Here is a 14109-nt window from a genome sequence, read left to right as displayed (position 1 = left end):
TCAGCGGCCTTTCGTCTTACCGGCGGTCACCAGACTTACGTCCTGGCGTCGCGCAGTGTTGTTTCCTGGACGCGTTCGCGGCCTATTTGCAGTTCGCCGTGATCACGGACTGCATGTTCCGGATCTCGTCCTGGCGCATCTGCTCGGTCATCGGCTGCGATTCGCCGGTCTGCGTGCCGCTGCGCAGGCGCACGCCGGACTCCAGGACGCGCTGGCGGTTCTGGGCCTGGCGGCAGTTCTCGTCCTTGGCTTCCGAGCGGACCTTGTCTTCCTGGGCCTTGCGCTCGCGCTCTAGTTTCTCCCGCGAGGACGCCTCGCTCGCCGGACGGGCCGGCGCCGAAGCGGCGGAGGCGGCCGCCGACGCGCTCTGCAGCGCGGCCTGCCCCGACGACGGGGCTACGCGCGTCGCATTGGACGGACGCTGCAGGATGTCCTTCTCGGCCACGCTGGGCGGCGGCGGACGGTCGCTGTATTGCGTGCGGCCGTCGGCGTCGCGCCACTTCCATTGGGCGTGCGCGATCGAGGTCAGCGCCATCAGCGCCAGCGCGCAGATCACGCCCAGCGGGCGTCGCGAGAGTCGGGGATTCATCATGGTCGTGGAGTGTACCGCCGGGCTTCTCTATAATGCGCCTTTGCGTCTGGAGCTTCCCTCATGCGCCTACTCGGAAAGGCCCTCACCTTCGACGATGTGTTGCTGGTGCCGGCGTTCTCCCAGGTGTTGCCGCGCGACACCAGTCTGGCCACGCAGTTCACGCGTGGCATCCGCCTGAACCTTCCGCTCGTGTCCGCCGCGATGGACACCGTGACCGAGGCGCGCCTGGCGATCGCCATCGCCCAGGAAGGCGGCATCGGCATCGTGCACAAGAACCTGACCCCGCAGCAGCAGGCCGCGGAAGTCGCGCGGGTCAAGCGCTACGAGTCGGGTGTGCTCCGCGACCCGATCACGATCACCCCCGAGACCACCGTCCGCCAGGTCAAGCAGCTCAGCGAGCACCACGGCGTCTCCGGCTTCCCGGTGCTGGTGGGGCAGAAGGTCGTCGGCATCGTCACCAACCGGGACCTGCGCTTCGAAACGCGCATGGACATCCCGGTCAGCGAGATCATGACCCCGGCCGAACGCCTGATCACCGTGCCGGAAGGCGCCTCGCTGAACGACGGCAAGGCGCTGATGCACAAGCACAAGCTCGAGCGCGTGCTGGTCCTCAACGACGCGTTCGAGCTGCGCGGCCTGATGACCGTCAAGGACATCACCAAGCAGACCAACTTCCCGAACGCCGCGCGTGACGCGCACGGCAAGCTGCGCGTCGGCGCGGCGGTCGGCGTGGGCGACGGCACCGAAGAACGCGTCGAGCTGCTGGTCAAGGCCGGCGTCGACGCGATCGTCGTCGACACCGCGCACGGCCACAGCAGCGGCGTCATCGAGCGTGTGCGCTGGGTCAAGAAGAACTACCCGCAGGTCGAGGTCATCGGCGGCAACATCGCCACCGGCGCCGCGGCGCTGGCGCTGGTCGAAGCCGGCGCGGACGCGGTCAAGGTCGGCATCGGCCCCGGCTCCATTTGCACGACTCGCATCGTCGCCGGCGTCGGCGTGCCGCAGATCGCGGCCATCGACTTCGTCGCCACCGCGCTGAAGGGCACCGGCGTCCCGGCGATCGCCGATGGCGGCATCCGCTACTCGGGCGACATCGCCAAGGCCATCGCCGCCGGCGCGAGCACGGTGATGATGGGCGGCATGTTCGCCGGCACCGAGGAAGCCCCGGGCGAAGTGATCCTGTACCAGGGCCGCAGCTACAAGAGCTACCGCGGCATGGGCTCGATCGGCGCGATGAAGGCCGGTTCGGCGGACCGCTACTTCCAGGAGAACGACGAGACGACGAACCCGAACGCGGACAAGCTGGTGCCCGAAGGCATCGAAGGGCGTGTCCCGTACAAGGGGTCGATGGTCGCGATCGTGCACCAGATGGCGGGCGGCGTGCGCGCCTCGATGGGCTACTGCGGCTGCGGCAGCATCGCCGACATGCACGACAAGGCCGAGTTCGTCGAGATCACCTCGGCGGGCATCCGTGAGAGTCACGTCCACGACGTGCAGATCACGAAGGAAGCGCCCAACTACCGCCTGGAGTGACGCCCCTTGTCCAATAAGGTCGACGCCGTCGCGGCAACGACGACCCATGGCGGCCGCAAGGCCGCCATGTCGTTCATCCTGATCGCGGTGCTGATCGACATGGTGTCGATCGGCCTGATCATCCCGGTGTTGCCGCCGCTGGTCGGAACCTTCACGCAGAGCGAGACCCAGCACACGCTGGCGCAGCTGGCCGTGGCCTTCGCCTTCGGTCTCGCGAATTTCTTCGGCTCGCCCATCCTGGGCGGGCTGTCCGACCGCTTCGGCCGCCGCAAGGTGATGCTGATCGGTTTCAGCGGGCTGGCGCTCAGCTTCTTCGTGACGGCGCTGGCCGACGCGTTGTGGATGCTGGTCGTGGTGCGGCTGTTCTCGGGCGCGATGCAGGCCAACGCTGCCGTCGCCAACGCCTACGTGGCCGACATCACGCCGCCGGCGGACCGCGCCAAGCGTTTCGGCATGCTGGGCGCGGCCTTCGGGATGGGCTTCATCCTCGGTCCGGTGATGGGCGGGCTGCTCGGCAGCATCGACCTGCACCTGCCGTTCTACGTCGCCGGCACGCTGGCGCTGCTGAACTGGCTGTACGGCTATTTCGTGCTGCCCGAATCGCTGGCGCCGGAGCACCGCAGACCCTTCGAATGGCGCAAGGCCAATCCGGTCGCCGCGCTGGGCCGGCTGCGCAAGCTGAGCGGCGTGGGCCCGCTGATCTACGTGATCGCGTGCTCGGGCCTGGCGCAGCTGGTGATCCAGACCAGCTGGGTCCTCTACAACCAGCACAAGTTCGGTTGGGGCCCGCGCGAGAACGGCCTGTCGCTGTTCGTCGTCGGTCTGGTCGCGGTGGTGGTGCAGGGCGTGCTGCTGCAGCCGTTGATGCGCTGGCTGGGCGCGCGTCGGCTGGTGCTGATCGGGCTGACGACCTCCATCCTCACCAACGTGATCTGGGGGATGTCGACCGAGGCCTGGATGATGATCGCCGCGATCTTCCTGAACATCGCCGGCGTGGCCGCGGCCCCGGCGATGCAGAGCGTGATCTCCAACGCCGCCGACGCCCGCACGCAGGGCGAGACCATGGGCGCGGTGGCGGCGATCAACAGCCTGATGGCGGTGATCTCGCCGATCGCCGGCCTGGGGCTCATGGCGCTGGTCGCCGAGCTCCCAAAGACCGACTGGCGCCTCGGCGCGCCGTTCTACCTCTGCGCGCTGCTGCAGCTGGCCTCGCTGGGCTTCGCGTGGCGCCACTTCAACATGGGCCCGCCGGCGCAGGCCGCCGCGGCCAAGGCCTGAGCCCGAACTTGAGCTTGAGCCTCCCAGAATCCCCAAGCATCTTCAGAAGCTGACCATGCACGACAAAGTCCTCATCCTCGACTTCGGCTCCCAGGTGACGCAGCTGATCGCGCGTCGCGTTCGCGAGGCCCAGGTCTACTGCGAGATCCACCCCAACGACGTCAGCGACGACTTCATCCGCGCGTACGCGCCGAAGGCGATCATCCTGTCGGGCAGCCACGCGTCGACCTACGAGGACCACGAGCTGCGCGCGCCGCAGGCGGTGTGGGACCTGGGCGTGCCGGTGCTGGGCATCTGCTACGGCATGCAGACGATGGCGGTGCAGCTCGGCGGCAAGGTCGAGTGGAGCGATCACCGCGAGTTCGGTTACGCCGAAGCCCGCGCCCACGGCCACACCAAGCTGCTGGACGGCATCCAGGACTTCGCCACGGCCGAGGGCCACGGCATGCTGAAGGTCTGGATGAGCCACGGCGACAAGGTCACCGCGTTGCCGCCGGGCTTCAAGCTGATGGCGTCCACCCCGACCTGCCCCATCGCCGGCATGGTCAACGAGGACAAGGGCTACTACGCGCTCCAGTTCCATCCCGAGGTCACGCACACGGTCCAGGGCGCCGCGATCTACAAGCGCTTCGTGCGCGAGATCGCCGGCTGCAAGGGCGACTGGATCATGGGCGACTACATCGAGGAAGCGGTCCAGAAGATCCGCGAGCAGGTCGGTGACGAAGAGGTCATCCTCGGCCTGTCCGGCGGTGTGGACTCCTCGGTGGCTGCGGCGCTGATCCACCGCGCCATCGGCGACCAGCTGACCTGCGTCTTCGTTGATCACGGGCTCCTGCGCCTGAACGAGGGCGACATGGTGATGGACATGTTCGCCGGCAAGCTGCATGCGAAGGTGATCCGTGTCGATGCGAGCGATCTGTTCCTCGGCCAGTTGGCCGGTGTGACCGATCCCGAACGCAAGCGCAAGATCATCGGCGGGCTGTTCGTCGACGTGTTCAAGGCCGAGGCCGAGAAGCTGAAGTCCGGCGACGGCGGTCACAAAGGCGCGACCTTCCTGGCGCAGGGCACGATCTATCCGGACGTGGTCGAGAGCGGCGGCACGAAGACCAAGAAGGCCGTGACGATCAAGAGCCACCACAACGTGGGCGGGCTGCCGGAGCAGCTCGGCCTGAAGCTGCTGGAGCCGCTGCGCGAGCTGTTCAAGGACGAGGTCCGCGAACTGGGCGTGGCGCTGGGCCTGCCGCCGGAGATGGTCTACCGCCACCCGTTCCCTGGCCCGGGCCTGGGCGTGCGCATCCTGGGCGAGGTGAAGAAGGAATATGCCGACCTGCTGCGCCGCGCCGACGCGATCTTCATCGAGGAGCTGCGCAACACGCGCGACGAGGCGACGGGCAAGACCTGGTACGAACTGACCAGCCAGGCCTTCACGGTGTTCCTGCCGGTGAAGAGCGTGGGCGTGATGGGCGACGGCCGGACCTACGACTACGTGGTGGCGCTGCGCGCGGTGCAGACCAGCGACTTCATGACGGCCGACTGGGCGGAGCTGCCGTACAGCCTGCTCAAGCGCTGCTCGGGTCGCATCATCAACGAAGTGCGCGGCATCAACCGCGTGACCTACGACGTCTCGAGCAAGCCGCCGGCGACGATCGAGTGGGAGTGACTTAAGCTGATTTCAGGTCGTGCCATGTAGTCCGGCGGTCCCTCGAAACCTCAGTCCTGACAGGCACCTACGGTCTCACCCGGTTCCAGTCCGCCACACGAAAGCCCGTCGATTCCGGCGGTATTCCGAGCGGTATCGAGAGCAGCCCCTTGAACGACCACCGCCGATACCGTCGAATGGCTTGACGGTATCGACTGACGGTATCAGTTCAGGGGGAATCGATGCTCACCGATATGCAATTGAAGGCGCTGAAGGCCAAGGATCGGGTCTACAAGGTCGCGGATCAGCAGGGCCTGTATGTCGCCGTCACGCGCACCGGCGTGGCGAGCTTTCGGTTTGACTACCGCATCCATGGGCGCCGGGAGACGCTGGTGATCGGCAAGTACGATCCGAGCCTCGGTGCGAAGCGGCGCCGCGATCCCGCGGGACTGGACTACGGCATGTCGCTGACCCTGGCCGAGGCGAGGCTGCTGTTGGCGCGGGCGCGTCGAGCCGTGGAGCAGGGCGAAAGCCCGTCGCGTGGCAAGACAGAGAAGCGCACCGAGGCCGCCGACGCTCTGACCTTCGGCAAGTGGGTGGAGACCTACTTCGCCCAGGCCCCGCTTGCGGAGTCCACGCGTGCGATGCGCAAGTCGGTCTACGACCGCAATCTGGCGGCGGAGTTTGGCCGGCTGAAGCTCGAAGAGATCACGCCCGTTCGCCTGATGGCGCGGTGCGAAAAGATCAAGGAACGCGGGGTCTCGGCCCCGGCAGTTCACGCCCGCGAAATCGTGCTGCAGGTGTTCCGCTTCATTCAGGCGCGTGGGTTGAAGATCGACAACCCGGCCGAAGCGATCCGCCCCAGCGCGATTGCGTCGTTCAAGGCGCGGGATCGAGCCCTGTCACCGGCTGAGATTCACGTCTTCTTCAAGGCCCTCGAGCAGACCGCGACGATGCCGACCTTGCGCCTGGCCCTCAAGTTCATGCTGCTGACGCTGGTTCGCAAGTCTGAGTTCATCGATGCCGTCTGGGGCGAAGTGAACTTCGAGACCGCGACTTGGACAATCCCCAAGGAGCGCATGAAGGCAGGGCGGCCGCACAACGTCTACTTGAGCCAGCAGGCGCTGGACATCCTCGTGGCATTCAAGACCTGCTTCGGAGCCAGCTCCTATCTTCATCCGGGGCGGTACGAAACGGCGCTGCCCATCAGCGCTGCGACGCTGAACCGCGTGATTGACGCGACGGTAGCGTTGATTCGTGAGCGAGGAGATGACTTCGAGCCCTTCACCGTGCATGATCTGCGCCGAACAGCTAGCACGCTGTTGCATGAGGCGGGTTTCAACAGCGACTGGATCGAGAAGTGTCTGGCCCATGAGCAGCGCGGCGTGCGCGCCGTCTACAACAAGGCAGAGTACGCCGAGCAGCGGCGGTCGATGCTCCAGACTTGGGCGGACATGCTGGACGGCTGGATCCGCTATGGAGATAGTGGCCCCGTCCCAACGCCCCAGTGACGGTTGGTCACGGCGCCTTTCGTCCTCCCGCGGCAGCCGCGTGCCGGCGTTCACCCGCCTGAGCCGGCTATTCATCACTGGCGCGCTGACCGACAACTGAGCCGAGAGCCTGTGTCTGGCCAAGGTGACGAAGTCCCAGGAGGATGCGACCACGACCGCCGACGCCTACTTGGAGTTCGGCAAGTAGCGCCTGGAAGCCTACGAACGCCTGCGCGAGTTCGTCGTGCACCTCCGGCAATCCCGCCCTGGCGCCGGGTGCCGAGGTCAGGCGGCCGTGCGGGAGGGCTTGCTCACGCTCACTCGCTTGGAAGCCCGACTGCCTTCATCTCATTGATGGCTTTCAAGAGGCGGATGGTCACCGTTCCGTCTAGCGATTCGCCCTGATATCGCACTTCATACAGGCCCTGCAGATTAGACGGAAGCTTCACGCCGTCACGCACAAGCAGAATGAAGCGTCTGCCGTATAGAGCCATTGCAGCGCCAATCTCGATCAGCACATTCGCGTTGATGACTGTGTGCTCTTTTGCTTCGTGGTCCAAGAATTTCTGCTCGCCGTCCACGTGAATGATCGCAGCGCCGCAGCTTCGCATGTCATTCATCACTTTGTCTGGTACGGGTTGGGCGACCGACTCCTTGTGGATAGAGACCACGGGAATCAATTCGCCGAAGCCAAGTAGCTCTTTGATGGGCTCAATGAACGCGGTGTTCTTGCCGTGCGTGATGAAAACTCGGCGCAGCTTCGCGTCGTTGTGGCTACTAGATCGCTTCGACTCTCGCGCGACCTCGCCAGGTTCAGGCTCGTGCACATCGCGTACTAGTTCTTTGATCTCACTGTGATTGGGCGCCTCGTACTCTCCATGGTCGTCGACCAACGGCTTTGACGCTGCCAAAGGCTTGCCGCCGCCGAGGTTCACATACTTTTTGTCTTTAATGGTCTGCAGGAATCCGACCGAGTCTGCAGTGCGCAAGATCATCTCCCACACCGAGCTTGCTCGATCGGCGGGGACACTCATACCCTTGAGCACGTTCTCTCCAATATCTTGTCTTGGTAGGGGAGAACCAGAATACTTTGAAAGAAACTCACGGAGAATGCGCGGCTTCATAACCGCCTCCCGTCGGCCGGAAGCGCCTGCGCCTTCCTCTTGCGGTTCTAAGATTTGGCGAGCCAGCGCGGTAGGCGCGATTTGTCCTGCGTTGTACCCACCTGTGGTCAGTCCATACGCGATGGACGACCCGCATAGCATTCGGAACTTTCCGCTTGTGGGTGTCAGATCCATCGCAGCCGCCACGTCAAGAGGTGCGGCAGCATGCCCGCCATATTCTTGCAATAGCGCTTTGGCGACCAGCAACGCCTCGTCAAGTTCATATGCGGGAATTTCTTCCTGCGACATATAGGAACGCGTACGCTCTGGCGCCGAAGGCTTTGCCGGTGGCGAGCCCTTCACAGCTCGTGCTTTTGGCTTCTCCGCGCTCTTCCTCGCAGCCACAGCCTTTTTCGCAGGCGCTCTTGCCATACGTCCTCCCTGTTTGTGAATGAGCGAATACGGTAGCCGAGTCTCTCGCGACTGGCCATAGCGCCTGACCCCTTACCCTCGTCTATTCGCCGCTCTGTCTCCGTCACTCTTCGAGCGATGCCGGCGGTAGCAACTCAGTTATCACTGGATGTCGATGGCGGCCGTAGCAGCCGCCAGGGTTCAGTGTCGAGCGCCGACGCAATTCGCTGAACGTTTCCCAAGGAAATGTTCCAGCGAGCTCGTTCGACGGCAGACACATAGGTACGGTCCAACCCGCACTCCATCGCAAGATCTTCCTGGGACCACGACCTGCTCACGCGCAAACGTCGAACGTTGTAGGCAAGGACTGCCCGAACGTCTTCGGGAGGTGGCAAATGTTCTGGCGGCTTCGGCTTGGCGGACATTCCGCTAGCGTGCTCATGTGCTAAATTTGCATCTACGGAGTTTGCTTCACATATTGGCTGAGCTTGTTGTGTGGGTGGACGCCGCCATGCGCTCGCAAGGAGGCGTAATGAGTCACTCAGCGATTGTTAGAGACGGGAATCGGCTCGAAGACCTTATCGACGGAGCGGGAGTCAGCTTCCTTGCCCTCTCGGCATGCCCTCGCGGGCCGCTTTGTCTAAGGCATGTCATCGGTACGTTCGAAAACCTTTGTCCTCCTGCTCGCGCCAGCGCGCTAGCCTTGCTCGCGCAAGCGCTGCCAGATTCCAACCAACGCGCTGACGTGGTATGACAGCACTCCCCTTCAAGGACTTGCACGACACCCTCGTTCGCGTTCGCCTTGCGCTGATGCGCCGTGGGCGCAGCGGACACGAGGCCGACGACCTTGTTCAAGAGGCCTGGATTCGACTCGCCTGCTACGAGCGGGACCACGTCGTCGAGCGGCCCGAAGCCTTCATGATGAGAACGGCGCTCAATCTCTCGATTGACTCCCATCGTGCGCAGCGGACGCGCGGCGATGAGGTCACCGTGGAGGAGGTTGTGCTCACCGGCATCGCGCCGACCGCGGAGGCCGCACTGCTCGCCAAGGAGCGCTTCGCACGCCTGAGCATCGGCCTTGAGCGCTTGACTGAGACAACGCGAAGTGTCTTCCTGGCTCATCGCATTGATGGCCTTTCCTACAGTGAGATCGCACAATCACACGGCATGAGCGTCAGCGCCGTCCACAAACACGTCGCCAAGGCCACGCTGCGACTGACCTCCTGGATGGAAGGCTGGTAGCAATGCCTCCGCCGAGGACCTCCGACACACCAGCGACCGCACCGGAATCGCATCTGAAAGTGACGCCCGAGATTGCCGCAGAGGCCGCCGTGTGGGTGGCCCGGCTGCACGGCCCCAGCCGATCTCGGACTATGGAATTGGCCTGCCTGGACTGGCAAGGTCGTTCGGCGGCGCATCGCCTGGCTTTCGAGCGGTGCACCGATACCTGGGAGGCTGTCTCGGGCCTCACGCTCAGCGTCTATGCAGGTGCGACCGCCGGTGCGCGACCGCACCACGGCGCCAACGGGGGTTTCCGTATCCGGCGCGCGGTCCTGGTCTCTACGGCGCTGGGTGGCGCGGCCTCGCTCGCATGGCGTCTTCTTCCCGATGAGCAGATTTATGAGACGGGGGTTGGCGAGCGGCGCGTCGTGATGCTGGCCGATGGCACCCGCATGAGCCTCAACACATCGACCGATGTACGTGTCGAGCTGACCAAGACACGGCGAGCTGTGAGCGTTCGGAGTGGGGAAGTGTTGTTCGAGGTGGCGAAGGACTCCAGTAGGGCCTTCGAGGTCCAGGTCGCAAACGCCAAGGTGGTGGCCACCGGCACGGCGTTTCTGGTCCGGGCGACGCCGCGCGAACGCGACAGCAGTGAATCCTTCGGCGTCACGCTGATCGAGGGGCGGGTGGTCGTACAACGCCCTCGCGGCGCACAGACGATGCCAGCTTCTCTAGTGATGGCGCCTGGAGATCGCATGCGAGTCCTCCGGTCGGAGGAGGGTAGGGCGGGGGAAGAGTTCCCGCCGCCACGACTGGATCGGCCGAGGTTAAATCAGTTGTTGGCCTGGCAGCGGGGCGAGGCCGTATTCGATAACACACCACTGCCTGAAGCCGTGGCTGAGTTGAATCGCTACAGCAAGGCGCAGATCTTCCTCGTGGGGGTCGATGGTGAGGCGCTGCGGGTGAGCGGCGTGTACCGGACCGGAGACAACGACGCCTTCGCCCGGGCGGTGGCGCGGCTGCACGACTTGGTGCTGCAGCGGGAGGCTGGGGGTGTCACGCTCACCGCCCCGTAGCGCCTCGCGCTCTGTGGGCCATTCGCCACTCGCGAATACTCGTGCACCGGCAGCACCGGCAGCACCGATGAGGCCGACTGACTGCATCAGGCTGGTCTGAGTCATTCGCGGGCCACTGCCTGAACGACAGCGCCCACGCAGACCGGTCATTGAGGGCGGCCCGCTCTGACCGGCTGTTTCACGCCTTGAACCGGTCGCCCGACAGCGGGCTCAAGCACTGTGCAGGCAAGAACGACTGCCCTGGCGCCCCGCGACATGCGATCACGACACGTTGCGGTCGCCGGCACGCTCGTCGGAGGCGTCAACAACGTGCCCGATGCCAAAGTACGTGCTCTACGGCGGGGGGCATGTCACCACCATGGCCATTAGCGCCGGCACTCAACCTGTTTACGAAACACCTGGTCACCTGTGGGCTGCCTGCAGGAACTTTGGCGTGCAAGGGCGGTGGTACGCGGTCCAACCTCTGTTCGCAGAGCGCTTCGGGCGAAACGCCCCGGACGTTGTTGCTGATGGTTGCGCCTTGCGCTTGGAACTATTCACACGAACCGGCCTTCTGAAATATTGTGGCGAGGCTTCGATATCGAATGTCTCTCTCCCTCAGTTCACAAGCTTGATCGCTTCGGCCACCGTTTGGCGTTGCAGTTTTCCGAGTGGAGCCTTAATAGACTACAGGCCCGATTTATATGGGTAGCTCATCATCCTCATTCTTGATGAGGCGTTGAGCGCGGTGGGCTTCCGCTGCCGGCTTCGAAGTCCATCACGGCATCCCTGCTGACCGTCTGACCGTGCAGTCGATACAGGCCATCACTATGGAGACGGTCTCGGTGATGCCCGCCTGAATCAGCACGAACATTGCACCCAGTAGGACCCCAACTTCGTCGTAAATCAACTCGGCTGCACAACGCCAGAATCTGCGGCCCGGATCACTGATATCTCACGCGCCAGCGTTCCCGCGCTCCGAATTGCGCTGGCGACCATGCCTCATACCGTATTCCGGTGATGGGCAGCTTGGTTCATTCCTCACCCGAGTCATCTCATCGGCCCCGATCGAGTCAGGCAGAAGCTCCGAAACGGTGACATGCAGCGAGGCGGCGTGCGTGGCCACTGCAGTAAAGGCTCTCCCGGAAAAAAGTTTTTGAGCCCAATGTCGGGTTCTGCAAATCGATCCCGTTTTAAGGGTTAGAGGAGAAAAAGATCGCATGGAGTCACGGCAGCGGTGATGCTGCGGCCGTCCCGTGCTTGACCTGCTGCCAGGTTCAACATCGATCGAACAAAAAGCGAGACGCATGCAAGCAATCTTGGAGACCCGCGCTCGGGGTGCCGAGCAACTCAAGAACCCGGAGAATGTTCGGGCTGCCGTCCTGGGTCTGATGCGAATCACGCTTCAGCACGCCTGCGTTGTGCTCGGGGAGTGGATCGCCAACACCCTCCGAGCAGATCCTTCCAAGCTGCAGAACTTCACCGGCGTCGACTTGAAGGACTTCGTTGCGCCCGCGGACGGTGACCTGGTCGGCTTGCTGTCCGAACTCCTCGTGGCGGTCGAAAACATCGGCTGGAAGTCAGCCGGTCGTTACTACTGGGAGACGGCGCCTCTGTCCGAGGCGCTCAAGCGCCTGGTCGGAAAGCCCAAGGCGAACGTCGAAACCGTCCTCCTGGCGTTCGTGCGCGAGCGCAACGATGGCGTCGAAGGGCACGGACTGCCGGGCGACTACGATCCCGAATCGGACGTGGCCGTCATCCGCAGCCTGATCACTCGAGCCGCGCCGTTCCTGCCCACAGTCTCTGACGACGGCGAGACGCTCCTGATCCCGTCGCTTGGTGGTCGCGAGGGCACGCCCCTGAAAACGCTGAAGCTCTATCGTGGCGACCCGGTTTGCTACCGTCGACTCATTGCAACTTCCGCCGGCAAGATCCGGGTCGAGGCTCAGATCTCTCGCGCGCTCCTGAAGCGCGAAGACGTCGTCTTTGAAGTCCCCAACCTGCTTTTGGAGCTTCCGGCGCGATCGTCGCCCGAATATGCCATCGCTGAGCCGAGCTGGGCTCCGAACTGGCAGCCGTTCGTTCTGATCCCCGATCGGCTGGCGACGATTCAGGAGTTCACTGGGCGGTCGATCGAGCTGTCCGCGCTGGAGGAGTGGGCGGACGACATGGACTCGCGCCGGTGCATGGTCCACGGCGACGGTGGGATGGGCAAAACTACCCTGGTCATCGAGTTCCTGCACCGACTCATCGAAGGCGAGACCGACGTCAAGTGGCGGCCCGAGCTGATCACCTTCTACACGGCCAAGAAGACCCGCTGGGGCTTGCAAGGCCTGGAGCACATTTCCGCGCAGGACGTCGGTGTCGCTGATGTCGCGGTCGAGATCGCGCGCCTGCATTCCACCAAGCCGCTGGACCGCTCCTGGTATGACAAGAGTCCCAAGGAGGTCGTCGCCAAGCTCGCTGGCCTGCAGGCTGGGATGCGGATCAAACGTGACGACCACCTGATCATCTTGGACAACACCGAGACGATGGCCAAGAACGAGGCCGACATCAAAGCTCTCGGTGCCCAGATCAACGAGCTGAGCAAGCACGTCGGGCGAGTGATCCTGACCTCGCGGCGCCGCGAGCAGATCGAGGCGTTTCCCATCCCTACGGAGAGCTGGACACCAGACGAGGGTCTGGAGTTCCTGAAGAAGCGCGGGCGCACCCTCAGGTGCCAGTCCATCATCCAGGCAGGCCCGGCCACGCTCCGCGCCCATTCCAAGGCACTCAACAACAAGCCAATCGCTCTCGAAGTGTTCGCTCAAGCCGCGTCGGCGCCTGGTGAAAGCTTGGAGCGCGCGTTCGAGCGCGTGCAGCGGATGCAGCGCCAGGATCTGGGTCAGTTCCTGTACGACGACGCCTGGAGCCGCCTCGCGCCCGAGATGCGCCACGTGATGCTCCTCATGAGCCGCATCGGCGATGTGATCGACCAGTACATCATCCAGCTGTGCTGCCGGATCGCCAACGTGAACGTGGCCGCCGCGAGCGAGGCCATCGAGGAGAGCAAGGGCATCGGGACGGTGACCAAGATCCAAGGCATCTTGCAAGTTGCTTTTAACCCGGAGTTCTCGAACTACTGCGCCGAGCGCACCGAGCTCCTGGACGGCAAGACGGTTCCGACCGACGAGGACGTCAACTGGGTTCAAAAGCGGTACAAGGAATTCGTCGCCGATGCGTCCACCCAGGTGCGCGACCGCAACACCCGCGCCTTCGTGGTTCCGTCGGCGCGCGCTGCCTGGAAGAGCTTCCAGGACGGAAACATCGACCAGGCCTTCGAGCACTACGCGGCCGCCTGTACGGAGGATCCGGACAACGGCTACCTCTACGACCGGTTCGCCTATGCCCTGTTCAGCCAGCGGCGTTATCCGGAGGGGCTGGAGAAGGCCAAGCGTGCGACCGTGCTGCTCGCCGAAGAGCCTGAAGCCTGGTTCACCCGCGGCATGATCGAAGCGCGGATGGGGCGCGCGCCCGACGCGCTCAAGGATCTGGATCGCGCCGAGTCCCTCGGCAAGCCCAAGCACCTGTGCGACCTGCAGCGCGGCTATGCCTACGTCTACTCGGAACCGAAGGACGTCGAGAGCGCTCGACAATGCGTCGAGCGCGCCCTAAAGCATGCGCCCAGGGATCGGTTCCTAGACAGGTTCGCGTCCGAAGCGACGGCGTTCAAGAACCGCTGGCTCCGAGACTAGTAGCTCACCCAGTGAGCTTCTCTACTAAGAGAATGCCTCTCAGCAGCGACGAA

Annotated in this window: 10 protein-coding genes; 7 read left to right on the top strand and 3 right to left on the bottom strand. The window is 64.1% G+C overall.

The features are described from left to right. Positions 1-82 precede the first annotated feature (82 nt). Complete coding sequence (locus tag ACQ86G_RS29400; protein WP_431258562.1) at positions 83-592, bottom strand: DUF4124 domain-containing protein; 510 nt, start codon at positions 590-592, stop codon at positions 83-85. 60 nt (positions 593-652) lie between these two features. On the opposite strand from ACQ86G_RS29400, the gene guaB reads away from it, so the two are divergent. The 4 genes from guaB (at position 653) to ACQ86G_RS29380 (ending at position 6553) form a co-directional block, all read left to right on the top strand. Further along, entirely contained in the window at positions 653-2125 is a 1473-nt protein-coding gene (gene guaB, locus ACQ86G_RS29395) for an IMP dehydrogenase (RefSeq protein ID WP_431258561.1), read from the top strand. 6 nt (positions 2126-2131) lie between these two features. Beyond that, positions 2132-3403 carry an MFS transporter gene (locus tag ACQ86G_RS29390; RefSeq protein WP_431258560.1) on the top strand — a complete coding sequence of 424 codons (1272 nt, stop codon included), beginning with the start codon at positions 2132-2134 and terminating at the stop codon, positions 3401-3403. A gap of 55 nt (positions 3404-3458) precedes the next feature. Then, positions 3459-5063 (top strand): glutamine-hydrolyzing GMP synthase, encoded by a 1605-nt coding sequence (gene guaA, locus ACQ86G_RS29385; RefSeq protein ID WP_431258559.1) that lies wholly within the window; start codon positions 3459-3461, stop codon positions 5061-5063. A gap of 221 nt (positions 5064-5284) precedes the next feature. After that, positions 5285-6553 carry a tyrosine-type recombinase/integrase gene (locus ACQ86G_RS29380; RefSeq protein ID WP_431258558.1) on the top strand — a complete coding sequence of 423 codons (1269 nt, stop codon included), beginning with the start codon at positions 5285-5287 and terminating at the stop codon, positions 6551-6553. A gap of 296 nt (positions 6554-6849) precedes the next feature. On the opposite strand, the gene ACQ86G_RS29375 is transcribed toward ACQ86G_RS29380, so the two are convergent. Continuing rightward, entirely contained in the window at positions 6850-7944 is a 1095-nt protein-coding gene (locus tag ACQ86G_RS29375; protein WP_431258557.1) for a TIR domain-containing protein, read from the bottom strand. Between the two features lie 257 nt (positions 7945-8201). After that, positions 8202-8471, bottom strand: coding sequence for a helix-turn-helix domain-containing protein (locus tag ACQ86G_RS29370; RefSeq protein WP_431258556.1), 270 nt, complete (start codon positions 8469-8471; stop codon positions 8202-8204). A 325-nt stretch (positions 8472-8796) separates the two neighbouring features. On the opposite strand from ACQ86G_RS29370, the gene ACQ86G_RS29365 reads away from it, so the two are divergent. From ACQ86G_RS29365 to ACQ86G_RS29355, 3 genes are all read left to right on the top strand, one after another. Next, a complete protein-coding gene (locus ACQ86G_RS29365) occupies positions 8797-9288 on the top strand; it encodes an RNA polymerase sigma factor (protein ID WP_431258555.1) in 492 nt (163 codons plus the stop codon). Between the two features lie 2 nt (positions 9289-9290). Further along, the gene (locus ACQ86G_RS29360; protein WP_431258554.1) at positions 9291-10343 is read left to right on the top strand and encodes a FecR family protein; all 1053 of its coding nucleotides are present in this window, start codon (positions 9291-9293) and stop codon (positions 10341-10343) included. A 1286-nt stretch (positions 10344-11629) separates the two neighbouring features. Then, positions 11630-14056: a hypothetical protein gene (locus ACQ86G_RS29355; protein ID WP_431258553.1), complete on the top strand. Its 2427-nt coding sequence runs from the start codon at positions 11630-11632 to the stop codon at positions 14054-14056. The last annotated feature ends 53 nt before the right edge of the window (positions 14057-14109 follow it).

Origin of the sequence: Roseateles chitinivorans, assembly GCF_050632145.1 — a bacterium.
In the GTDB taxonomy this organism is placed as follows: Bacteria; Pseudomonadota; Gammaproteobacteria; order Burkholderiales; family Burkholderiaceae_C; genus Roseateles; species Roseateles chitinivorans_B.
The sequence above is the reverse complement of the archived record's forward strand: the minus strand, read 5'-3'. Positions and strand labels throughout refer to the sequence as shown.